24 protein-coding genes and 1 tRNA gene are annotated in these 21,233 nt (G+C 67.1%); 8 read left to right on the top strand and 17 right to left on the bottom strand.

Annotated features, from left to right (window positions below; genetic code table 11):
• Positions 1-236 precede the first annotated feature (236 nt).
• Positions 237-653, bottom strand: coding sequence for a hypothetical protein (locus tag LCL61_RS28020; RefSeq protein ID WP_340682503.1), 417 nt, complete (start codon positions 651-653; stop codon positions 237-239).
• A 177-nt stretch (positions 654-830) separates the two neighbouring features.
• Between LCL61_RS28020 and LCL61_RS28015 the strand changes: the two genes are divergently transcribed.
• Positions 831-1,037 (top strand): hypothetical protein, encoded by a 207-nt coding sequence (locus LCL61_RS28015; RefSeq protein WP_340682502.1) that lies wholly within the window; start codon positions 831-833, stop codon positions 1,035-1,037.
• A gap of 280 nt (positions 1,038-1,317) precedes the next feature.
• Positions 1,318-1,704, top strand: a complete 387-nt coding sequence (locus LCL61_RS28010) for a hypothetical protein (protein ID WP_340682501.1) — start codon at positions 1,318-1,320, stop codon at positions 1,702-1,704.
• A 149-nt stretch (positions 1,705-1,853) separates the two neighbouring features.
• Here the strand turns inward: LCL61_RS28010 and LCL61_RS28005 are convergent, their stop codons facing one another.
• From LCL61_RS28005 to LCL61_RS27940, 14 genes are all read right to left on the bottom strand, one after another.
• On the bottom strand, positions 1,854-2,891 hold the full coding sequence (locus LCL61_RS28005; RefSeq protein WP_340682500.1) for a site-specific integrase: 1,038 nt from the start codon (positions 2,889-2,891) through the stop codon (positions 1,854-1,856).
• Complete coding sequence (locus LCL61_RS28000; RefSeq protein WP_340682499.1) at positions 2,888-3,358, bottom strand: hypothetical protein; 471 nt, start codon at positions 3,356-3,358, stop codon at positions 2,888-2,890. Before LCL61_RS28000 ends, LCL61_RS28005 begins: the two co-directional genes overlap by 4 nt.
• 140 nt (positions 3,359-3,498) lie before the next feature.
• A tRNA-Leu gene (locus tag LCL61_RS27995) sits at positions 3,499-3,582 on the bottom strand.
• A 742-nt stretch (positions 3,583-4,324) separates the two neighbouring features.
• Positions 4,325-5,089, bottom strand: a complete 765-nt coding sequence (gene hypB, locus LCL61_RS27990) for a hydrogenase nickel incorporation protein HypB (RefSeq protein WP_425341940.1) — start codon at positions 5,087-5,089, stop codon at positions 4,325-4,327.
• Positions 5,044-5,427 carry a hydrogenase maturation nickel metallochaperone HypA gene (locus tag LCL61_RS27985; RefSeq protein ID WP_340682497.1) on the bottom strand — a complete coding sequence of 128 codons (384 nt, stop codon included), beginning with the start codon at positions 5,425-5,427 and terminating at the stop codon, positions 5,044-5,046. Before LCL61_RS27985 ends, hypB begins: the two co-directional genes overlap by 46 nt.
• 21 nt (positions 5,428-5,448) lie before the next feature.
• Positions 5,449-6,543: a hydrogenase expression/formation protein HypE gene (gene hypE, locus LCL61_RS27980; protein ID WP_340682496.1), complete on the bottom strand. Its 1,095-nt coding sequence runs from the start codon at positions 6,541-6,543 to the stop codon at positions 5,449-5,451.
• The gene (hypD, locus tag LCL61_RS27975) at positions 6,540-7,688 is read right to left on the bottom strand and encodes a hydrogenase formation protein HypD (protein WP_340682495.1); all 1,149 of its coding nucleotides are present in this window, start codon (positions 7,686-7,688) and stop codon (positions 6,540-6,542) included. The genes hypE and hypD overlap by 4 nt, the downstream gene beginning before the upstream one ends.
• A gap of 12 nt (positions 7,689-7,700) precedes the next feature.
• Positions 7,701-7,973 (bottom strand): HypC/HybG/HupF family hydrogenase formation chaperone, encoded by a 273-nt coding sequence (locus LCL61_RS27970; protein ID WP_340682494.1) that lies wholly within the window; start codon positions 7,971-7,973, stop codon positions 7,701-7,703.
• Entirely contained in the window at positions 7,946-8,491 is a 546-nt protein-coding gene (locus tag LCL61_RS27965; protein ID WP_340682493.1) for a hydrogenase maturation protease, read from the bottom strand. The genes LCL61_RS27970 and LCL61_RS27965 overlap by 28 nt, the downstream gene beginning before the upstream one ends.
• A complete protein-coding gene (locus tag LCL61_RS27960) occupies positions 8,488-9,819 on the bottom strand; it encodes a hypothetical protein (protein ID WP_340682492.1) in 1,332 nt (443 codons plus the stop codon). The genes LCL61_RS27965 and LCL61_RS27960 overlap by 4 nt, the downstream gene beginning before the upstream one ends.
• Complete coding sequence (locus LCL61_RS27955; protein WP_340682491.1) at positions 9,816-10,475, bottom strand: SIS domain-containing protein; 660 nt, start codon at positions 10,473-10,475, stop codon at positions 9,816-9,818. The genes LCL61_RS27960 and LCL61_RS27955 overlap by 4 nt, the downstream gene beginning before the upstream one ends.
• A 41-nt stretch (positions 10,476-10,516) precedes the next feature.
• On the bottom strand, positions 10,517-10,738 hold the full coding sequence (locus LCL61_RS27950) for a HypC/HybG/HupF family hydrogenase formation chaperone (protein ID WP_340682490.1): 222 nt from the start codon (positions 10,736-10,738) through the stop codon (positions 10,517-10,519).
• Positions 10,735-11,352: an SIS domain-containing protein gene (locus tag LCL61_RS27945; RefSeq protein WP_340688693.1), complete on the bottom strand. Its 618-nt coding sequence runs from the start codon at positions 11,350-11,352 to the stop codon at positions 10,735-10,737. Before LCL61_RS27945 ends, LCL61_RS27950 begins: the two co-directional genes overlap by 4 nt.
• Before the next feature lie 371 nt (positions 11,353-11,723).
• Positions 11,724-12,281 carry a helix-turn-helix domain-containing protein gene (locus tag LCL61_RS27940; protein ID WP_340682489.1) on the bottom strand — a complete coding sequence of 186 codons (558 nt, stop codon included), beginning with the start codon at positions 12,279-12,281 and terminating at the stop codon, positions 11,724-11,726.
• A gap of 291 nt (positions 12,282-12,572) precedes the next feature.
• On the opposite strand from LCL61_RS27940, the gene LCL61_RS27935 reads away from it, so the two are divergent.
• From LCL61_RS27935 to LCL61_RS27910, 6 genes are all read left to right on the top strand, one after another.
• On the top strand, positions 12,573-13,649 hold the full coding sequence (locus tag LCL61_RS27935; protein ID WP_340682488.1) for a hydrogenase expression protein HypE: 1,077 nt from the start codon (positions 12,573-12,575) through the stop codon (positions 13,647-13,649).
• 19 nt (positions 13,650-13,668) lie between these two features.
• On the top strand, positions 13,669-15,441 hold the full coding sequence (locus LCL61_RS27930) for a nickel-dependent hydrogenase large subunit (protein WP_340682487.1): 1,773 nt from the start codon (positions 13,669-13,671) through the stop codon (positions 15,439-15,441).
• Between the two features lie 6 nt (positions 15,442-15,447).
• Complete coding sequence (locus tag LCL61_RS27925) at positions 15,448-16,329, top strand: NifU family protein (RefSeq protein ID WP_340682486.1); 882 nt, start codon at positions 15,448-15,450, stop codon at positions 16,327-16,329.
• Between the two features lie 131 nt (positions 16,330-16,460).
• Positions 16,461-16,970, top strand: coding sequence for a DUF5947 family protein (locus LCL61_RS27920; protein WP_340682485.1), 510 nt, complete (start codon positions 16,461-16,463; stop codon positions 16,968-16,970).
• A 3-nt stretch (positions 16,971-16,973) separates the two neighbouring features.
• Entirely contained in the window at positions 16,974-17,636 is a 663-nt protein-coding gene (locus tag LCL61_RS27915) for a DUF6084 family protein (RefSeq protein WP_340682484.1), read from the top strand.
• Positions 17,633-17,800 carry a DUF6893 family small protein gene (locus LCL61_RS27910; RefSeq protein ID WP_340682483.1) on the top strand — a complete coding sequence of 56 codons (168 nt, stop codon included), beginning with the start codon at positions 17,633-17,635 and terminating at the stop codon, positions 17,798-17,800. Before LCL61_RS27915 ends, LCL61_RS27910 begins: the two co-directional genes overlap by 4 nt.
• Here the strand turns inward: LCL61_RS27910 and hypF are convergent.
• A complete protein-coding gene (gene hypF, locus LCL61_RS27905; RefSeq protein WP_340682482.1) occupies positions 17,787-20,081 on the bottom strand; it encodes a carbamoyltransferase HypF in 2,295 nt (764 codons plus the stop codon). The two genes, LCL61_RS27910 and hypF, sit on opposite strands and share 14 nt — an antisense overlap.
• Positions 20,082-20,216: 135 nt before the next feature.
• Positions 20,217-21,185 (bottom strand): MEDS domain-containing protein, encoded by a 969-nt coding sequence (locus LCL61_RS27900; RefSeq protein ID WP_340682481.1) that lies wholly within the window; start codon positions 21,183-21,185, stop codon positions 20,217-20,219.
• Positions 21,186-21,233: the final 48 nt, after the last annotated feature.

The following is a 21,233-nucleotide window of genomic DNA, read 5'->3' as shown; positions in this document are numbered from 1 at the left end:
TAGACGAATGTCGCCCTCACCTGGGCTGCTGTTTTGACACTTAAGCGTCAAAACAGCAAGCTGAGACTACCGCGTAGTTGTGTGCGGCTTTCACGGTGCCTAGCGCTGGTACTAACTGGAGCCGCTGGATGCCTTGCCCCGTCCCTTGGCCTTGGGGGCGGCGGTGGCCTTCTTGCGGGCGGCACCGCGTCGCTTGGCTGCGGCGGCGGTCTGTCGCTTGCGTGGAGGCATTCAGTTCACCCCCTCTCGGTGTCGTCGGGTTCGGGCATGGTGACGCCGAGCAGTTCCGCGGTGGCGTAGCCGTCGAGGTACTTGTCCCCAATGACGACGAGACCGGCGGTAGTGAGGAAGGCGCCCTTGTCGTCCTGGCTCTTGAAGCAGACGCAGAACCAGTACTCGCTTTCGGTCGCGAGCTGCATCCGTTCCAGCTCGCGGGCGGTGCGTTCGCGGAAGCCGCGGTGCAGCGCGTCGAGCTCGGCGCGCGCGTCGTCCTCTTCGTCGCCCGTGTACTCGACGCCGGCGAGCGGATCGGGGTCCGGCTCAGCCGTGAGCAGGGCCAGCACGTCGTCATTGGACTTCATGCCGGACACGGACGACGACATTTTGAGCTGCGCGAGCAGCGCGGCGTTCGGGTCGTCAGCGGGTGAGGTCATGGCGCAGCAACTCCATCTCGGCGAGGGGGAACCAGTCCAGGACTCGGGCGTAGTCCTCGGGTGCGTGACGGCGCAGCGGTTCGATGAACCGGTAGTCCAGGCCGTCGAAGGAGCGGCCGTACCACTCGTAGTCGATCGGCAGCGGGCAGCTGTACCGGGTGGACGTGGGTGATCTGCGTGGTTCAGCCTTTCGACAAGTCGCACATGCACGGCGGGTCCGGCGGCACGGTGCTTCGTGCTGATGCTGTGGTCGTGGCGCTCGGTATCTGCGGTCACTCCGAAGGACTGAGCGGAGGTGGCATGGTCGCCGCAATGTTTGTGCTGCGAGTCGCGGTGGTGGTGACAGTGGTCCGGCGTGTGGTGTTGGCAGAACGCGACGCCTGATGCGTACGGATGTTCCAGGACAGTCATTGCGATCGCTGTCAGGTTTCGGCAGTCTGGTGGGGTTAGTCGCGCCCTCCCTGTGTGATGGAACTGGGAGGTGCCCATGACTGCAACGTGTTCATTCGACTCCGGTGGCCAGCGGGATGACGGTGTTACTGCCGGACGTTCGTCGATTCCTCTCGGGCGAGGGGCTGAGACCCTTCCGGTGGCTGACAGGATCGTCGCGTCGTTGGTGATGCCTGTCCGAGGTTCAGTGACCAGGGGCGTGGTTCCTCCGCCGTTGGCTGAGCTCGGTGTGTCGGGCGAGAGTGGTTCGGTGGGTTTCAGTCTTGTGCGGATCGATGAGACCGGCACTGTGGCGGCCAAGGTCGCTCTGTCTCAGCTGGGTTGGTGTGCGGGGCAGTCGATTCGGTTCGATGTGTCGGCCGGTCTTCTGGTGGCGGGGCGGACGAGTGAACGCGTGGCCGCGCGGATACCGTCGAAGATGGGTGTGGTGCTGCCTGCGCGACTACGGTCAAGGTGTCGCATGCGGGTAGGGGAGCAGGTGTTGCTGGCGTCGTTGATCGAGCATGATCTGCTGGTGGTGTATCCCCAGCATGTTCTGCATGCGATGGTCACCGGGTTTCACGCATCGCTGCTTCACAGCCGTGACCCGCAGGGTGGCTGACATGTGCCGGAAGTGATGCTCGCGGTCCCGAATGGGAGACCAGGCTGGGCGCGGCGGTCAGCGTCGGCGGGCAGGGCGTCACCGGGNCGGTCCCGAATGGGAGACCGCGAGCATCACTTCCGGCATCCGTGGCTGCTCGGGTGTTGGGGTCAGGCGGCGAGCGGGTGTGGTTCGCCGGTGAGTGCGGCGAGCGCGGCGGCGACTTCGGTGATGTCGGCTTTGACGTAGCTGGTGGTGGTGAGGTCGCTGGCGGTGTCGGCGTGTCCGGCGTAGGCGCGAGCAACGCCGATGCCGAAGTTGCGCTCGACCCAGGTCAGGGTGGTGTGCCGGAGCCAGTGGGCAGTGACCTGTAGTGCCCGGGCCCACTCGAGCTCAGCGTGGACACGCCGGAAGATGTAGTCGTAGCGGCGTTTGGTGATGGGGTTGCCGTTGGCGTAGCGCAGGAGCTGCTCCTCTCGGCCGCCGTTGCCGCGCTCCTCCCCATGAGCGATGAGGTGGCGCATCAGGGTGGGGGAGACGGGTTGCCAGCGTTCGGTTTCGCCTTTCTCCCGAAGCAGGACTGTGCATTGCCGGCGATCGAGGTCTCGTGGTCGCAGGGCGAGCGCTCCGCCGCGGCGGCAGGCGGTTTCCTCGTGGAGACGGCAGAGGAGGGCGTCGAGTTCGGGGTCGTCTCCGGTGCTGGCGACGACGTCGTTGAGCTCGGACAGTTGCCCGTTGGGCAGGGCCCGGCGGGTGGAGGGATTGCGCCGTGGTTTGGTGACCCTGCGGGCGGGGTTGCGGTGCTGGTCGAGCCGGCCGTCGTTCTCCAGGTGCTTGTAGAGGCAGCGGACGGCGGCGATGAAGTTCTCGGCCGCGTTGCGGCCGCCGCGGGAGTTGCGGCGGACCACGGCCGTGGCGCGCGCGATCTCGGATTGGGCTTTGATCTCGGTGGCGGTGATCGTGTCCATGGGCCGGTCACCCCACACCGCCTCGGCTTTCGCCCAGTACGAACCGTAGGAGGCGGCGGTGCTGGGGGACAGCAGCGCGGCGACGACGGGAATCCATTCCCGGATGGTCGGCATGGGCCGGCGCCGCGACTGGCCATCCTCCGGTGCGGTGGTCGTGAGGAGTTCGGCGGGGTCGACGCCGAGACGGTCCAGGAGAAGACGAGCGGTTTCGAGGTCCTGCGGGCTGGAGGAGGTGCTCATGATGCCTCCTCGGTGGTGGCGAGCGAGGCGTGGAAGGCGCGCAGCATCGCCTGCACGGCGGGTTCGGGGTGGACGACGAGGACGTCGTGCTCGGCGTCGGCGACCAGGAGCATGCGGGCTCCCGCCTCCACGCCGCAGGCCCTGCGGACCGTGGCGGGGAGGCAGACATAGGGCTTGCGGGGCATGACGAACACGCCGTCGGCGCCCCGGTGGATCACCACCGACGTCTGGACGAGCGTGATCAGCAGCCGGTCACCCGCGCTCCAGCCCAGAGCCGCGACCGCACCCCGGTCCTGCAGGCGCCCGCCGGCGTCGAGGACCGCGATCGACAACCGCGGTCCTCCGGCCGCGCCTGGCGTGTGCAGGGACGGAAGCTCCAGCGGAACGGGGGCTGGCAACGGCGACCGCACCCGCGCGGACGCGGGGACAGCGGTGGGCAGGGACACCGACGAGATCGGACGGGTCATGACACACCTCCCCGGACTGCCGTACACGGGGAGGGCGCGACCAGGATCAGTCTAGACGACCAGGTCGTACCGGTAACGCAAGAAAGACCCGCCGAAGCGGGCCGATTACTCTGTGCTGTGGGAGATCCACCATGAATTTGTGTCCGAGGGGGGACTTGAACCCCCACGTCCGTTAAGGACACTAGCACCTCAAGCTAGCGCGTCTGCCATTCCGCCACTCGGACTTGCTGATGTGAGAAGAGTATACGTCGCCTGGGAGGCCTCAATCAGGGGGGTACGTATCGTCACGAAGACTCACATTGAGATGATGTCCGGTTACCGTCTGATGGTGTTCAAGTCTACGATCGAGTGTTCCTGTCGCGCAAAACCGCAGGCCAGGGCGCTAAAGTCGAAGAGTGACGCTGAGTGACGCATAGTTACGGCACCTGATCTGGTACTGCGCGGGTCGCTCAGCCGCGTCCTGTGGCCAGTCAGTGACGCTCCGTATCCGGGTTCTCGGCCGTGCTCTGCGCGAGCTCGCGCAAAGCAGTGATGTCTCCGGTATGACCTGCGGTCCCGCTCCCCACCACCGGCGGACGGCGCTGTCCCGAGCGCTGACTGCGGCAACATCGACCAGCCTGCCGATGGATGCCTTCACTCCGGACAGGCGAACGGCCTGCGCAAGCTGAAGCTGCCCGCCGAACGTTCAGGCACGACGGCCTGGGGCGGTCCCGATCTGGCACACGTGAGCTCAGCTGGCCGAGCCCAACGATGTCGTGGCCGGCGCCGCGACGGTCCCGCACTCGACACGCCGATCTGCGGCTGTACGAGGTCGCCGGCCTGGACGCTGGGCGGTCGCACAAAGGCCCCGGTTCACTGGACTCGCGCGTCGCAGCCAAGCGGTATCCGGCCTTGTCGAAGAGGTCGGGCGACCCGCGACGGAAAGAAATCTCCGATCGGGGCCGTCGCGGCGCTCGGCCGGTGTTCTCAGACCGTCGGCCCGAGACCGACTCGCTCACGGAGCCAGCCGTACCAGTCGTCCATGCCCTCACCGCCGGTCGCCGACATCTGGAGTACGCGAGACCTCGGGTTCACCTGCGTCAGCGCGGTGAGAAACATGTCGACGTCGAAGTCCACGTAGGGCAGTAGGTCGATTTTGTTGAGCAGGACCACGTCCGCCGTGCGGAACATATGCGGGTATTTCCCCGGTTTGTCCGCGCCCTCGGTGACCGACATGATCACCGTGCGGGTGCCTTCGCCGAGGTCGAAGAGCGCTGGGCAGACCAGGTTGCCGACGTTCTCGATGAATACCGTGGACCGGTTCGGTGGATCGAGCGTGCGCAGTGCCTTGGCCAGCATGTCCGCGTCCAGATGACAGCCCGCGCCGGTGTTGACCTGGATCACCCGGCATCCGGTCGCCCTGATCCGGTCGGCGTCGAACACGGTCTCCTGATCGCCTTCGATCACGGTCATCGGGAACTCGCGGCCCAGCTCTCGGATGGTGCGTTCGAGCAGCGTGGTCTTGCCGGATCCGGGTGAGCTCATCAGGTTCACGGCATGGATCGCCCGTTCTGCCAGCCAGCCGCGGTTGTTCTCGGCCAGCAGGTCATTCGCGGCGAGGATGTCCTGCTCCAGCAGCACGGTCCGCTTCGTTTCCGGATGCACGTGATCGTGTCCATGACCGTGCCCGCCGGCCTCCGGGTCGATCACCCGGGTTCCGGCCTCGTCCGAGCAACCGCAGGTCGCGCACATACGTTCTCCACCTCCACGGATTTGATCCTCAGTTCCCGCCCGGCGAGTACCCGCACGTCGGCGTCGCCGCAGCCGGGGCAGAGCAGGATCCTCGGGTCCTCGACGACGAACTCCAAAGTGCAGTCGCGGCAGGCGGCGCGCCCCGGTGTTTCGACCACATCCAGGACCGCGTCCCGCAGGGGAGTGCCGGCCACGATCACCTCGAAGCAGAACCGCACCGAGTCCACCACCACCCCGGACAGGACCCCGATCTCCAGCGTGACGCGGCGGATGGGGGTTGCGCCCATCCGTTCGATGATCGTCTCGACCGCCGCCTGGGTGATGGACAGTTCGTGCACGCCCGCTCCCTTCGCCGGTCTTCAGCAGATTCGCGGCAGTGGATCCCCGACCAGGAGATCGCAGATCCGGGTCCCGCCGAAGGCGGTGTTCAACAGCACCAGGCCCGGCGGATCGGCCTTGATCCGGCCGATGATCGCGGCCTGCGAGCCGAGCGGGTGCGCGCGCATCGCGGCCAGCGCGGTCTCGGCCTGCGCGCCGTCGACGACCACCACGATCCGGCCCTCGCAGGCCACGTAGAGCGGATCGATGCCGAGCAGCTCCGACGCCCCGCGTACCTGAGCGCGGACGGGGATCCGCTGTTCGTCGATCACCACGGCCACCTCCGCCGCCCTGGCCATTTCGTTGAGCACGGTCGCGACGCCACCTCGCGTCGCGTCGCGCATTGCCCGCACACCAGGGGTTTCCGCCAACAGCGCGGCGACGAGCCCGTGCACCGGCGCGGTGTCCGATCGAAGGTCCGCCTCGATGCCGAGTTCGCCGCGGGCGAGCATCACGGTGATGCCGTGGTCGCCGATCGGGCCGGACACGATGACGGCGTCTCCGGGCCTGACCGTCGCGACCCCGAGCCTGTGCGGATGGTCGATCACACCGACACCTGCCGTGTTGACGTAGCAGCCGTCGACCTTTCCGCGCTGCACCACCTTGGTATCGCCGGTCACGATGGCCACCCCGGCGGCGTCGGCGGCGGACCTCATCGACTCCACGATCCTCGTCAGATCGGCGACCGGGAATCCCTCCTCCAGGATGAAACCCGCCGTCAGGTACAGCGGTTCGGCGCCGGACACGGCGAGATCGTTGACCGTTCCGTTGACGGCGAGGTCTCCGATGTCGCCACCGGGGAAGAACAGCGGTGACACCACGAACGAGTCGGTGGTCAGCGCCAGCCGGGAGCCGTGGATCGTCAGCGCGGCCGCGTCTTCGAGCGGCTCCAGCAGAGGATTGCGAAACGCCTCGAGAAAGACGCCTTCGATCAGGGTTTGGGTGGCCTTGCCGCCGGATCCGTGGGCCAGCGTGATCCGGTCCTCGCGTACCTTGGCCCGGCGTCTGCGGGCCCTGTCGATCCGATCGAGCACCGCCTGTTCCCGGCCGGACGGCGTACCGGTACCGGCGCTCATCGGATGGCGCCGTCGGCCGTGGCGATGCTCGTCTCCAGCACCCTGGTCCGGGTGAACCGCCCGAAGTTGTAGTACGCCGCGCAGGCTCCCTCGGGTGACACCATGCAGGTTCCGATCGGGGTCTCGGGGGTGCACGCGGTGCCGAAGACCTTGCATTCCCAGGGTTTCAGCACCCCTTTCAGTACCTCGCCGCATTGGCACGCCTTCGGGTCCGCGACCCGCACCCCCGGCACGTCGTACTTCACCTCGGCGTCGAACGGCGCGTATTTCTCGCGTAACCGCAGTGCCGAGTGGGAGATGAAACCGAGTCCGCGCCATTCGAAGTACGGGCGCAGCTCCATGGTCTCGTTGATCACCCGCAACGCCTTGAGGTTGCCCTCCCACGGCACGACCCGCGAGTACTGGTTCTCCACTTCCGAGCGGCCTTCCTTGAGCTGCACCATCAGCATGTGGATCGACCGCAGGATGTCGAGCGGCTCGAATCCGGCCACCACGAGGGGCTTTCCGTAACTCCTCGCGATGAATTCGTACGGGCGGCAACCGATCACCGTCGAAACGTGCCCTGGTCCGATGAAGCCGTCGAGACGCAGGTCCGGAGAGTCGAGGATGGCCTTGATGGCGGGGATGATGGTGATGTGGTTGCAGAAGACCGAGAAGTTCTCGATGCCTTCTTCGGCCGCTCGCAGGATCGTCATCGCGGTCGACGGTGTGGTGGTCTCGAAGCCGATCGCCATGAACACGACCTGCCGGTCCGGGTTCTGCCTGGCGATCTTCAGCGAGTCGAGTGGCGAGTAGACCATCCGGATGTCGGTGTCCTCGGCGTTGGAGTCGAAGAAGTTCCCGTCGCCGCCGGGCACTCGCATCATGTCGCCGAACGAGGTCATGAGCACCTCGGGTCGGCGGGCGATGTGGATCGCGTCGTCGATGCGGCCCATCGGGATGACACAGACCGGGCAGCCGGGACCGTGTACCAGGGTGATGGACTCGGGAAGGTAATCCTCCAGCCCGTGCTTGTAGATCGTGTGCGTATGGCCGCCGCACACCTCCATGAACTTGTACTCGCGGCCGGGCTCGCACAGGCCGGCGATCTTCGCGGAGAGCACCTTGGCCTTCTCTGCGTCGCGGAACTCGTCGACGAAACGCATGCTTCTCAGCTCCTAGATGATTTGCGAATCGCGCAGGGCCGCGATCTCGTCGTCATAGGCCTTGCCGATGCTCTCGAGGAAGTCCATCGCCGCTTTCGCCTCGGCCTCGTCGATCTTGGACAGGGCGAAGCCGACATGGATCAGAACCCAGTCGCCCGGCTCGAGGCCCTCTTCGGAGACCAGCGCGATGTTGATGGCCCGCTTGACGCCGCCCACGTCGACCTTCGCCAGATCAGGGCGGTCCGCGAGAATTTCGATCACTTCTCCGGGGATTCCAAGGCACATGACGGCACCCGATTCCTTCCGATCTCGGCGGTCTGGTCAGCTGCCCGGCACGCGCCGATGAGGTCGGCGACGGCGCCCGCGGCCGTGTCCACCGCGGCCGCCACCGCGGGGCTGAGCTCCATGCGATGGTCGAGCACCGCCGGTTCGCAACCGACCAGCAGCACCCGGCCGGGATCCCCGCCGAGGAGGGCGACCAGGTTCAGCACGACATCGGGCTGCATCCCGTGCGCGTCGAGTGCCTCCGCCGTCGGCAGGGGCGGCCCGTCGGGGAGATCCAGTTCGACGACGTACACCGTGCCCGGGGCATCACCCCGGGTGGTGGCGTCCACCATCACCGTCAGGTCGTACTGCCCGGCGACCAGGTCGTAGGCCAGGTGCATACCCCGAACGCCGTAGTCCGCCACCCGCACCCGATCCGGCAGGACCTTCGTGGACATCCGGCGGACGACTTCGACCCCGAAACCGTCGTCGCCGAGGAAGACGTTGCCGATGCCGGCCACCAGTATCCGTGGGGTCATGGCGTCTCCGTGGCGATCGGCTCGATCTCGTCGACGCCGAAGTAGCGGTACCGGCCGTGCTGGGCATAGAGCTCCGAGCCGAGATCGTCTTCGAGGGTGACCGCGACATGCCAGACGCCGTCGACGTCGAGCAGCACCGCCTGCACGACCGCGGCCCGGCCGGTCAGGAACATGTCGTGCGCGTCGGCCCGCTTGGCGGGCCGCAGCCGTACGCGGCTGCCCTTGCCGATCGCGACCCCGGCGACGTTCACGGTGTCGGATTCCGGCGATAGCGACGCGTCAGCCTCGGGATCCCACCACGGCACGTCGGGCGGTTCCTCCGCGTCACCGGTGACGGAGCGCAGATGGCGGATCGTGCCGTGGAGCCGGTCCAGCAATTCCGGTGGCATGCTTTCGACCCGGTCGATCAGTTCGGCCGCCCGCGTGTCGGTGGCGCGTGCCTGCCGTTTCTCCTCGTCGGTGAGTGTCAGCGTGCGCAGGGTCAGGATCTCGTCGATCTCCAGGCCGTCGTACAGGGGACCTTGGCTCTCCTCGGCGATCTCCGGGTGGTCGTAGAGGATGATCGGCGAGCACAGGACGGTGTCGCACCGGCCGGGCTCTCCGAGCAGGACCGGCCAGGTGCGTTCGTTGACGCATTCATCGGTGGCCACGGACGCCCATTCGGGCGGGTCGATCAGCGAGAGGAAAGCGCCACCCGGGATGGAGAGTAGCGTGTGCGTGGCGACCATCGAGTGAGCCAGTGCTTCGTCCCTGGTCGCTCCCGGCTCGTCCCAGACGGATTTGTTGTACACCCGCACCCGCAGTTTCACGCCGCCGAACGGCCCTGGCAAAGCATCCCCGCGGAGCCGCAGTTCGCCGCGCAGGCAGGCACGTCTGCGCACCAGCCGCGCGTCGTCGCCACCGATGACCGGCTCGACGTCCTCACCGGCTTCCAGATGGAACGGGACGCAGGTTCCCCTGCTCAGGGCCGAGAAGGGGATCGCGGCCGCGATCTCACGTTCGACGGCCTCCTCCCAGGTGGTGTACTCGGTTCCGTCGACGGTCAGCGACGGCACCGCCCTGCCTGCCGCCTCGACCACACGTTTCTGCACTTGGAGGAAGCGGAGCCGTACCTGGAGAACCCCGTCGTCCGGTGGCTCCGCGATCACTTCCGCCTGCGACCAGTGATGTTCGCCGGTACCCGCCGCCGCGTAGGCGGCGGGAGTGAGCACGCCCCATTGCCAGCGCACCTTGTTCTTCGCCGCCGACGCGCGATAGGGGTACAGCAGGTAGCCCTCGTAGAGGACGGCGTCGGCTACGGCCTTGGCCCGGGTCAGGGCATCCGTCACGGTTCCACCCGCTCCACGAGGTGTTCGACGACCAGTTCCCACAATGCGTGATAAAGCGTGGTCTGTGCCTCTTGGACGCGGTGCACCGACGGAGACGGGACCACGAACAGGTAGTCGATGCCGTCCAGTTCGGCCATCTTGCCACCGTCGTAGCCGGTGATCCCGATCGTGAGCAGACCTCGCCCGTTCGCCTCCTCCAAGCCACGCAGCAGGTTGGCGGAGTTACCGCTGGTGGACAGGCCGACCGCGATGTCGAACGGCTTCGCGAAGGCGGCGATCTGCCGGGCGAACACCACGTCGAAGCCGATGTCGTTGCTCAGCGCGGTGATGACCGCGATGTCGTTGGTGAGGCCGAAGGCGGGCAGCGGGGGAGGGGCGCCGGCCGGCCCGCTCGCCGGACTGAGGAAGAGGCTGGCCAAGTCCTGTGCGTCGGTCGAACTGCCACCGTTGCCGAACGCCAGCAGGCGCCCGCCATCGGCGAATCGGCGTGCCATCGCGCCGGCGCACTCCAGCAGACGGCTCCCGTCGCGAGCGAACATCGACTCCCGCAGCGCGATGATCTCGCGCGCTTTGTCCACAGTGGACCGGCGGATCTGGTCGAGCACGGAGTCGGCATCGGACGAATCCGAGTACAGGAAAGGGTAGAGCGACCGCATGTCCTCGGCGGGTCGCGGGGAGGCCGTATCGTCGGTCCGCTTCACCGGGTGCCCGTCGCCACGACCGCGATCGCTTCGCCGGCATGCACCAGGATGGTGTCACCGACCTCGGCGGCGACCAGCGCGACGCTCACTTGTTCTTCGCGGCCCGCGGCTGTGCGGACGATGGCGTAGCGATCGTCCAGCAGACCGAGAACGGTGACGGAGACCGCGGAGTCGGAACAGGTCACGCAGACGTCGTCACGGCATTCGGGGACGTTCACGCCGTCGCCTCCTTCTCGAGTACGCCGGGATGTTCGAAGAAGACGTGAACCAACTCCCATAGAATGTGGTACATCGTCACGTGTACTTCTTTGACCACCCTGGGGTCCGCCGACGCGGCGATCAGCACGTGGTCGGCGGCTCGGCGGGCCGCGATGGCACCACCGCGGCCACCGGTCAGCGCCACGGTCAACAGGCCCAGGTCGCGGGCCTGTTCGAGCCCGCGCACCACGTTGACGCAGTCGCCGTCGGTGGACAGGCCGAGCGCGATGTCCAAAGGCTCCGCCAGGAACCGGATCTGATGCGCGAAGACTTCGGCCAGCCCTTCCCGGTTGGCGATCCCGGTGAGCGTGGCGACATCCGACGTCAGGGAAAGGGCGGGCAGGGCCCGTTTGCCGACTATGACGGGGTGCACGAATTCGACCGCGACATGCTGCGCGTCGGTGCTCGGGCCACCGTTGCCGAAGACCAGGAGCTTCCCGCCTCGCTGGAAGCGGGTCGCCATGCCGCGGCAGGTGCGCGCGATGTCCTCGGCATGTTCGGCGAGATCGTTCAAGGGCCGGATTCGGCGATCGGCCAATGCGTCGAGGACATCGGCACCGCCGGGACGCGACAATTCTGTCACGATCGAATTCCTTATGTGGTTTCAGGACAGGTAGTCGGTATATGTGGTGACGAACTCACCGGTGAGGTAGATGTACTTCGCGCCGAAGATCCATTCTTTCGAGACAGATATACGCCTTCGCCGTCCGCCATGCTGCTGAACGCGCGGTCGCGGTGCCGATACGGACGCGCGATGATCCATGCCCTCGGAAATACGCGCAATCCCGGCGTCGGCCAATTCGCTCGGACACCTTTGTCCAGCGGGAACGAGGCACTAGTGTTCGCTGCCCACGGTGATACGTCAATGGTGCATCTCGGTGACACGATTCACCGGATCGGGCACTTCCTCGGCCGGTCGATCTTGTAACGGCCGCGGTCGCCGGATCAGCTCAGCGGTGGCTGGCCGAAACGTTCTCGCAGGCGGCGCAGGTCACGCATCCGCGGCTCGGTCTCGCCGCCCACCCATCGTCCGACGGTCTTCACCGAGACGCCGAGTTGCCGGGCCGCGGCCTCCTGCGTGAGCCCTTCCCTGCGCAGCACATCGGCCATCCACTCGGAGAAGGTCGCCGGCTGTCCGAAAGATGCCGCTTTCGCCTGTGGCGGCGGTATTGTGCCCTCCAGTTCGGCCACCTCGGCGAGAGTGGGCTCGCCCGGCTGCCCGGATTGCGAATGCAGGACGTCGACCTCGACGTGCTCCGGGAAGATCCGGAACGAGATCTGGATCGTGCCGGTCGGGCCTGCGGCGTCGAGCAGTGCGCGGAAGACCGTCTGGCCCACTTCGCGGTTGTCTTCGTCGGTGAGCGGCGACTCCGCGAGTGAATGACGGACGAATTCACGGATCTCGGGAATCGACGACGGACGGGCAGGGAAGATCTTGGAGAGCACCACGACCGGAAGCAGCTCAATGGGTGTCCTCAGGTCTGCGAAATCCGAAACTTCCACGTGTTCCCCGCCCGTCTGCCGAGTTCGGCCAGCGTACAGGGGCACGGGTACCCGCCAAAAGGTGGACAGGGCAACCGGGCCGGACAGTTATGTCCGGCCGGGTACCTGGGGTGTCCTTGCTGCCGCATAAAGACGGGGGCTACGGTGATACCGGCCGGAAAGCGGAAGTCGATCTTTTCAAGGTCGTTATTCCTTGCCGCTTGTCGGGACGGCATGTCCGTCTTTCACCGTGCCCGCCGGTTGTTCGTCCATTCGAATGTGGTCGAACCGTTCGCAAGGAGGTAATCATCCATGACCACGGCCGACACGGCAGTGGGAGTCCCGGAGCCGGAGTCGGCCGACGAACCGGTCGTGCACATCCTCTGGATGAACGGCGGTCTCGGTTGTGACGGCGACTCCGTCGCGCTGACCGCCGCGACCCAGCCGAGCATCGAGGACATCATGCTCGGCGCGTTACCCGGTCTCCCCAGGGTCGAGGTGCACTGGCCGCTGCTCGATTTCGAATCCGGTCCGGAAACGGGCGCCGACACGTTCATCGAGTGGTGGCACAAGGCCGACCGTGGTGAACTCGATCCCTTCGTGCTGGTCGTCGAGGGATCGATCCCGAACGAGGCGATCAAGACCCAGGGCTACTGGTGCGGGTTCGGCAACAACCCGGCGACCGGCCAGCCGATGACCACGAGCGAATGGCTGGATCGGCTGGCCCCCAAGGCTTTGGTGGTCCTCGCGGCGGGCACCTGCGCGACCTATGGCGGCATCCATGCGATGGCGGGCAACCCGACCGGCGCGATGGGTGTGCCGGACTACCTCGGGTGGGAGTGGCGATCCAAGGCGGGGATCCCGATCGTCTGCGTTCCCGGTTGCCCGACTCATCCGGACAACCTCTCGGAGACCATTCTCTACCTGCTGTTCCAGGCCGCCGGGCAGGCGCCGATGATCCCGCTCGACGAGGCCTTGCGCCCGAAGTGGCTATTCGGCGCCACTGTCCACGAGGGCTGCGACAGGGCGGGCTACTACGAGCAGGGCGAATTCGCCACCGATTACGGCTCGTCGAAGTGCCTCGTGAAACTCGGCTGCTGGGGTCCGGTGGTCAAGTGCAACGTGCCCAAACGCGGCTGGATCAACGGCGTCGGCGGCTGCCCGAACGTCGGCGGCATCTGCATCGCCTGCACCATGCCCGGTTTCCCGGACAAGTTCATGCCGTTCATGGACGAACCGCCCGGGGCGAAGGTGTCCGCCGCGGCGACCACCGCCTACGGGACGGTGATCCGTGCCCTGCGCGGCTTCACGAAGCGGACGGCCGACGAGGAGCCGAAATGGCGGCACAAGGGCGATTCACTGACGAGCGGCTACAAGTCCAACTGGTGAACGGAGCGAGGACCCATCTATGGCAGACACGCGGAACCCCGGCTTGGTGGAGATGGCGTGGGATCCGATCACCCGGATCGTCGGCAGCCTCGGCATCTACACGAAGATCGACTTCGCGGAGAAGAAGGTCGTCGAGTGCCACAGCACCTCGTCGATCTTCCGGGGCTACAGCATCTTCATGAAGGGCAAGGATCCTCGCGACGCACATTTCATCACCAGCCGGATCTGCGGGATCTGCGGCGACAACCACGCCACCTGCTCGGTCTACACCCAGAACATGGCCTACGGCGTACGCCCGCCGCCTCTCGGTGAATGGATCATCAACCTCGGCGAGGCCGCCGAGTACATGTTCGACCACAACATCTTCCAGGAGAACCTGGTCGGGGTGGACTACTGCGAGCGGATGGTCGCCGAGACCAACCCCGGCGTGCTGGAACTGGCCAACCGCACCGAAGCGCCGCACGCCTCGGAACACGGGATGCGCACCATCGGCGACATCATGCGGTCGTTGAACCCGCTGCAAGGCGAGTTCTACCGGGAGGCGCTGCACGTCTCGCGGTACACCAGGGAGATGTTCTGCCTGATGGAGGGGCGGCACGTGCATCCGTCCACGCTGTATCCCGGCGGGGTCGGCACGGTGGCGACGGTGCAGTTGTTCACCGACTACCTGACCCGGCTGATGCGCTATGTCGAGTTCATGAAGAAGGTCGTGCCGATGCACGACGACCTGTTCGACTTCTTCTACGAGGCATTGCCCGGCTACGAGGAGGTCGGCAGGCGGCGCATCCTTCTCGGCTGCTGGGGCAGCCTCAACGATCCCGCCCATTGCGACTTCACCTACGAGAACATGGAGAACTGGGGCCGGAAGATGTTCGTCACCCCGGGCGTCGTGGTGGACGGCAAGCTCGTCACCACCAGCCTGGTCGACATCAACCTCGGCATCCGCATCCTGCTCGGTCACTCGTTCTACGAGGACTGGGAGGACCAGGAGATGTTCGTCCGGCGCGACCCGCTCGGCAATCCGGTCGACCGGCGCCATCCGTGGAATCAGCACACCATCCCGCGGCCCGCCAAGCGCGACTTCGACGACAAGTATTCGTGGACCATGTCGCCGCGCTGGTTCGACGGCACCGATCACCTGGCACTGGACACCGGCGGCGGACCGCTCGCGAGGTTATGGGTGACCGCCCTCGCCGGACTGGTCGACACCGACTATGTCAAATCGACCGGACACAGCGTGCTGATCAATCTGCCGCGAACGTCGCTCAAACCCGCGGTGAGCTTCGAGTGGAAGATTCCACAGTGGAGCAACGCGCTGGAGCGCAACCGCGCGCGGAGCTACTTCCAAGCCTACGCGGCGGGCCTCGCCCTGCATTTCGCGGAGAAGGCGCTGGCGGAGATCCGTGGCGGGAACACCAGCACCTGGGAGAAGTTCACCGTTCCCGACGAGGCGGCGAGCTGCGGGTTCACCGAAGCCGTGCGTGGCGCGCTCTCGCACCACATGGTGATCAAGGGCGGCAAGATCGCCAACTACCACCCGTATCCGCCGACACCGTGGAACGGCAGTGTGCGGGACACCTACGGCACCCCGGGCCCGTACGAGGACGCCGTGCAGAACACCCCGATCTTCGAGGAGAACCCGCCGGAGAATTTCAAGGGCATCGACATCATGCGAGCGGTGCGGAGCTTCGATCCGTGTCTGCCGTGTGGCGTGCACATGTCGGTCGGGACCGGCAAGGAGATCACGAAGTACCACACGCCCCACGCCTTCAACGCCGAATACCAGGAGTGAGACCGGATGTCGAAAACGGCCGACATCGTCGGTGAGCGGATGGAAAGCCTGCTTCGCAAGCTGCCGGAAGGTCGTGGCAAACAGATCACGGAAGAGCTGATCCGGCTGGTGGTCGGCATGTACGGCGAAGGGCTCGAGCGGGTCGCCGGGCTGCTGGCCGAGCACGACCGCGACACCCTCCTCCGGTTGGCCGACGACGACCTGGTCGGCAGCCTGCTGCTTCTGCACGACCTGCATCCGGTCGACGTCGACACCAGGATCCAGCGGGCACTGGACCGGGTCAGGCCTTATCTCGGCTCGCATGCGGGCGGGGTCGAGTACCTCGGAGTCGACGGCGACGGGGTCGCCCGGCTCCGGCTGGAAGGCAACTGTCAGGGCTGCCCATCCTCGTCACTGACGGTCAAGATGGCGATCGAAGGGGCGATCGAGCAGGCCGCGCCCGAGGTCACCGGAGTGGAGGTCGACGGCGTCCCCACACCGGATCCGGACCCTGTCCCGGTGCTCCAGGTCGGCATGGGACCGCCCGACGGGTGGCACGCGCCCGAACCGTCCGGAGGCACCGTGAGCCCGGGCTGGAGCGCCCTGCCCGACCTCGGGCCGCCGGCCGGCTGTCCGGTGAGCGTGCCGGTCGAGGGGCTCACCGTACTGGTCTGCTCGGTGCGTGGAACCCTCTATGCCTACCGAGATGCTTGCGCCGCCTGTGGATCTTCCCTCGGCGAGTCCACAATAGACGGAGACGTGCTCAGCTGTGCGGGCTGTGGTGCGCGGTTCGACGTGCGGCTCGCCGGCAAGGGAGTCGACGACGGAGGGTTGCGTCTCGATCCGTTGCCGCTGCTCTCGGACAGCGAAGGAGTACGGGTCGCGGTGCCGAAGGCGGTGTCGTCGTGACCCGGCGGGCCGGCCTGAGGCGCTTCGTCGGTCCCGCCGAGGTCGCACCGGCGTCGCCGCGTCCGTCGCATCCGGCCCAGGATGGTTGCGAGTTGTGCGCACGGCCTGCCGGGGAGTGGCACGGTCATGTCGTGGACACGGAGCATCGCTTGATCCTGTGCACCTGCCGTGCCTGTTTCCTCCTCTTCACCAGTCCGGAAGCAGGTGGCGGCAGATATCGGGCGGTGCCGGACCGCTATCTGCGCGACGACGAACGCCCGTTGACCAAAGCCGAATGGGAAGGCCTCGGGATCCCGGTGGGTGCGGCGTTCCTGCTACGCGGCGACAGTGGGACGACGGCGTTCTACCCCAGCCCGGCGGGCGCGACCGAATGCCTGCTGAACCTGGAGGCACTGGCCGAGCTGGCGGCGGCACATCCCTTGCTGGCCGCGGCCGAACCCGAGGTCGAGGCGATCCTGATCCGCGCCGCCGAGGATCAGGTCGAGACCTACCTCGTTCCGGTGGACGTCTGCTATCGCCTGGTCGGCACGGTGCGGATGTACTGGAAGGGCTTCGACGGCGGCCAGGAGGCGCACGAGCACATCGACGGATTCTTCGCGGGAGTCCACTCCGCCGCCCGGCGGTTCGGCGGGGAGGGATGAGCCGTGGCTGAGCTGGTCTTCGACTGTATCGGTGCCGAGCCCGAGCGCTACGGTGTCGTACCGAGCCTGACCCTGCGACTGCGGATCACCGAGACCAGCGGCGAGCGGGTGGAAGCGATCGCGCTGCGCTGCCAGATCCGGATCGAACCGCACCGGCGGCGCTACTCGGCGGAGGAGGCCGAGCAGTTGCGCGACCTGTTCGGGGACACCGCCCGGTGGGCGGAGACGGTGAAGCCGATGCAGTTCATCACGGTGTCCGCCATGGTTCCGCGATTCACCGGGAACACGACGGTCGACCTGCCGGTGCCGGTCACCTACGACCTGGAGATCGCGTCGACCAAGTACTTCAACTCGGTCTCCGACGGCGTGATCCCGCTGCTGTTGCTGTTCAGCGGCACCATCTTCGCTATCAGTGACGGCCGGTTGTCGGTGCGGCAGGTGCCGTGGAGCAAGGAGGCGTCCTACGACCTGCCGGTGAAGGTCTGGCGGGAGACCGTCGACCTGCATTTCCCCGGCAGCGCTTGGCTGCGTATCGACAGGGAGACACTCGCGGCCTTGCAGCGCTACAAATCGCGGCACGCGCTGCCCACCTGGGACGGCACGGTGGCCGCATTGCTGGATGACGCCGCCTCCGCCGGACGCAAGGAACCGCGGGAGGGGACATGAGAACGCTCACCGGACTGCCGGAAGGCGAGAAGCGGGCGCCGGACCTGATTTTGCTCGGCTACATCTTCCTGGCGATAGTGGCGATGACGGTAGTCGCGGCGCTCGTCGTCTTGGCGCTCTTCCTCCCGGACATCCGGCGGTACCTGACGATCAGGAAGATGTGATCCCCGCGCGATCCCTCGCGGCGGCGACGGCGGCCTGACCGAGGCTGATACCGCCGTCGTTCGCCGGCACGCGGCTGTGGGTGAGGACCCGGAAACCGTTTTCGTGCAACAGGTCCACCGTCCGGTCGAGCAGAAGCAGGTTCTGGAAGACGCCGCCCGAGATGGCCACCGTGCCCACTCCTGTCCGGTCGCGCAGCGACACGCAGCAGCGTGCGATGACCTCGGCCATCCCGTTGTGGAATCGCGCGGCGACCACTTCCGGGGGAACACCCCGAAGCACGTCTTCGGCGACCGCCCGGACCAGGTCCGCTCCCGCGACCACCAGCGGACCCGCCCCGGACACGGTCACCGGGTAGGCATCGCGTTCGCCCCCGTCTGCCAGTTGTTCCAGTTCGATCGCGGCCTGCCCCTCGTAGTGGACGGTGTCGCGGATACCGAGCACGGCCGATACCGCGTCGAACAGCCTCCCCGCGCTGGAGGTCAGTGGCGACGCCACCCGGCGTCTGGCGAGTTCGGTCACGGTGGCCCACGCGGTGGCGTTGCGGACCGAAACGGCCAAGTCCGTCGGCGGGCAGCCGTCGAAGGCCCGATCGAGGTATGCCGCGGCCATCCGCCACGGCTGCCTGATCGCCGTCGTACCCCCGGGCATGGGCATCGGCGCCAGGTGGCCGACCCTGGTGTAGGTCGTCAGATCGGCGAGCAGGAATTCCCCGCCCCAGATCGTGCCGTCGTCCCCGAAGCCGGTGCCGTCGAAGGCGACGCCGAGAACCGGCCCCTCTTCGCCGTTGTCGGTGAGGCACGACGCGATGTGCGCGTGGTGATGCTGCACCCCGACGAGTTCGACGCCGGAGCGCTCGGCCAGCTCCGAAGCGTGTTTGGTGGAGAGGTATTCCGGGTGCAGGTCGTGCGCGACCAGTGCGGGATCGATGTCGAACAACCGTCTTAAGTGGACTATTCCTTCCGTGAACGACCGTAGTGTCTCGAAGTTCTCCAGATCACCGATGTGCTGGGAGATGACCGCGTACCGGTCTTTGACCAGGCAGAAGGTGTTCTTCAATTCCGCCCCGCAGGCGAGCAGGGGCCGTGGCGCGGCCGACGGCAACGTCACGGGTTCCGGCACGAATCCACGAGAGCGCCGCAGCACCGATTCCCGGCCGCGCCATGGCCGCACTACGGAGTCGTCGGTGCGGATATGGATCGGCCGGTCGTGGGTCAGGAACGCGTCGGCGATCCCGCCGAGCCGGTCGAAGGCGTCGGCGTCGGTGTAGGCGATCGGCTCGTCGGAGACGTTGCCGCTGGTGAGCACGATCGGAGCGGCGACCGCCGCGAGCAGGAGATGGTGCAGCGGGGAATAGGGGAGAAGGAGACCGAGCTGCCGGGTCCCCGGCGCGACCGCGGCCGCGACCGGCGCGTCCGCGAGCCGGGGAAGCAGCACGATCGGGCGCCGCCTGCTCGTGAGCGACTCGCACCCGGCGGAGTCCACCTCGCACAAGATCCTCGCGGTGTCCACATCGGACACCATCACGGCGAAAGGCTTGTCCTCACGGTGTTTGCGCTTCCGCAGAAGGGCGGTGGCCTGCTCGTCCGCCGCGAGGACGGCCAGGTGATGGCCGCCGATCCCTTTGATCGCCAGCACTCGGCCTTCCCGAAGGAGCGCGGCCGCCTCCGCGATCGGGTCGCCGGTGCCCTCGCGCCCGGCCGTGTCCCGCAGCCGCAACCGCGGGCCGCAGTCCGCGCAGCAGGTCGGCTGCGCGTGGAAGCGGCGATCCGCCGGGTCGTGATACTCCGCGGCGCAAACGGTGCACAGTCCGAAAGCCGCCATCGTGGTCAGGGGCCGGTCGTAGGGCACGTCGCGCACAATGGTGAAGCGCGGGCCGCAGTTGGTGCAGTTGATGAAGGGGTAGCCGAAGCGGCGGTCGCCGGCGTCGCGCAGTTCGCGGAGGCAGTCGTCGCAGACGGCGCTGTCCGCGGCGACGAGTGCCCGCTTGCCTCCACCGGGGGCACTGGGCACGATGCTGAATCCACGGCCGTCGTTCGACGTCGTCTCCACCGAGGTCACCCGTTCGACCGCGGCGAGCGGGGGAGCGTCACGGCGCAGGGCGAGCAGGAACGCCTCGATGTCCGCGACCGGCCCCTCCACCTCGACGAACACTCCGTCGACGTCGTTGCCGACGTGGCCGGCCAGGCCGAGCCGGGTGGCGAGACCGTGGACGAAGGGCCGGAAACCGACCCCTTGCACGATCCCTTCGATCCGCACGGCACGCCGTGTTCGCGTTTCCACGCGGATCAGTGTTCACCCCGATCGGTCAAGGCGCAGCCGTCTTCACCCGAGTGCCTCACCGCCGTCGCGAAGACGGTGTCCTCTCCGGTCCGGGCGGCACCGGACAGAACTGTCCGTCGAACGGGACACGAATGGTCAGCCTTGGACGCTCCAGCCTTCGCTCCCGGCCCCGGCCTGGCTTTTCGGTACCTGTCCCGGCATGGCCAGTTCGATGGTGCAGCCGCCGGGGTCAGAGCTGACGTCGAGCCACTCGCACACCTGTTCGGCCATCCGCAGGTTGTTGTCTAGCCGATTCGTGTCCAGGTGCCCTGAGCCAGGAAATCGCTGGAGGTCGAGCGGCCGGTCACAGCGCATCGTGCACACCACGCGGCCCGCGACGGGACGTACCCACACGGTCGCCCGGTCGATGCCGTGGTTGAGCAGGCTGGCGAGCACCGCGCCGACGGCGACGTCGAACATCGCCGAGGTGCTCTCCGTGCTCAGTATCGGGGTGGCCTTTTCCAGTACGTACCGCCGCACGGACACCAGATCCCCGGCGAACCTGAACAGGTCGGCGGTGCGGCCCGGTGACGTCTCGGCCTGGGTGAACTCCTCCGGCACCATGAACTGCGCGGACGGCTTCGCTCTGCGCCCCACCACGCATTCCGGATGGATCCGGTGGGCTTCCTCGACTATGCCCGCTTCGACACTCCTGGTGTCGTAGGGGCAGATCATCCAGATCTCGGTGTCGGCCAGTGACATGGTGAGATTTGCCTCCATCCGTAGCCACGCGGCTACTTCTCGTCGGGACCGGTCTGCCCACGCCGGCTCGGCGATGATGCGTACCGGGCCTGGGGGCGTGTCGGACCGGTGGCGTGTCCAGTGATCGCGGAGTGCCTCGGCCCAGTGCGACGCCCGGCGGCCGAAGGCCGACGTCTCGGCGCACTCGATCCGGTCGGCGTCGACGCCGAGCGCGGCCCGCAGCAGGCCAAGGTTGCCCGCGGTCGTGACGGCCAGCACCGGCTGTCTCCGGCGTAGCCCGTCCTCGGCGAAAGGCACGGCCATGGTGAGGAACTCCGCATCGCTGCCGTAAACGCAGCCCCGGTGCCGAAAAGGTGTCTTCATCGGGCCCCCTTTCGTGGCTGGTCGGCCCACCCCGCGGTCCGCCCGGAA

The sequence above is a fragment of the Amycolatopsis coloradensis genome, from assembly GCF_037997115.1.
GTDB classification, from domain to species: Bacteria; Actinomycetota; Actinomycetes; order Mycobacteriales; family Pseudonocardiaceae; genus Amycolatopsis; species Amycolatopsis coloradensis_A.
This window is presented reverse-complemented; position numbering and strand designations above follow the sequence as displayed.

Coding starts and splice junctions, on each gene's coding strand:
- hypD (WP_340682495.1), bottom strand. CDS start 7,688: ATGCGTTTCGTCGACGAGTTCCGCGACGCAGAGAAGGCCAAGGTGCTC.
- LCL61_RS28000 (WP_340682499.1), bottom strand. CDS start 3,358: ATGACCCGTCCGATCTCGTCGGTGTCCCTGCCCACCGCTGTCCCCGCG.
- LCL61_RS28020 (WP_340682503.1), bottom strand. CDS start 653: ATGACCTCACCCGCTGACGACCCGAACGCCGCGCTGCTCGCGCAGCTC.
- LCL61_RS27930 (WP_340682487.1), top strand. CDS start 13,669: ATGGCAGACACGCGGAACCCCGGCTTGGTGGAGATGGCGTGGGATCCG.
- LCL61_RS28005 (WP_340682500.1), bottom strand. CDS start 2,891: ATGAGCACCTCCTCCAGCCCGCAGGACCTCGAAACCGCTCGTCTTCTC.
- LCL61_RS27965 (WP_340682493.1), bottom strand. CDS start 8,491: ATGACCCCACGGATACTGGTGGCCGGCATCGGCAACGTCTTCCTCGGC.
- LCL61_RS27910 (WP_340682483.1), top strand. CDS start 17,633: ATGAGAACGCTCACCGGACTGCCGGAAGGCGAGAAGCGGGCGCCGGAC.
- LCL61_RS27925 (WP_340682486.1), top strand. CDS start 15,448: ATGTCGAAAACGGCCGACATCGTCGGTGAGCGGATGGAAAGCCTGCTT.
- hypB (WP_425341940.1), bottom strand. CDS start 5,089: ATGTGCGCGACCTGCGGTTGCTCGGACGAGGCCGGAACCCGGGTGATC.
- LCL61_RS27900 (WP_340682481.1), bottom strand. CDS start 21,185: ATGAAGACACCTTTTCGGCACCGGGGCTGCGTTTACGGCAGCGATGCG.
- LCL61_RS27955 (WP_340682491.1), bottom strand. CDS start 10,475: ATGCGGTCGCTCTACCCTTTCCTGTACTCGGATTCGTCCGATGCCGAC.
- hypE (WP_340682496.1), bottom strand. CDS start 6,543: ATGAGCGCCGGTACCGGTACGCCGTCCGGCCGGGAACAGGCGGTGCTC.
- LCL61_RS27935 (WP_340682488.1), top strand. CDS start 12,573: ATGACCACGGCCGACACGGCAGTGGGAGTCCCGGAGCCGGAGTCGGCC.
- LCL61_RS27970 (WP_340682494.1), bottom strand. CDS start 7,973: ATGTGCCTTGGAATCCCCGGAGAAGTGATCGAAATTCTCGCGGACCGC.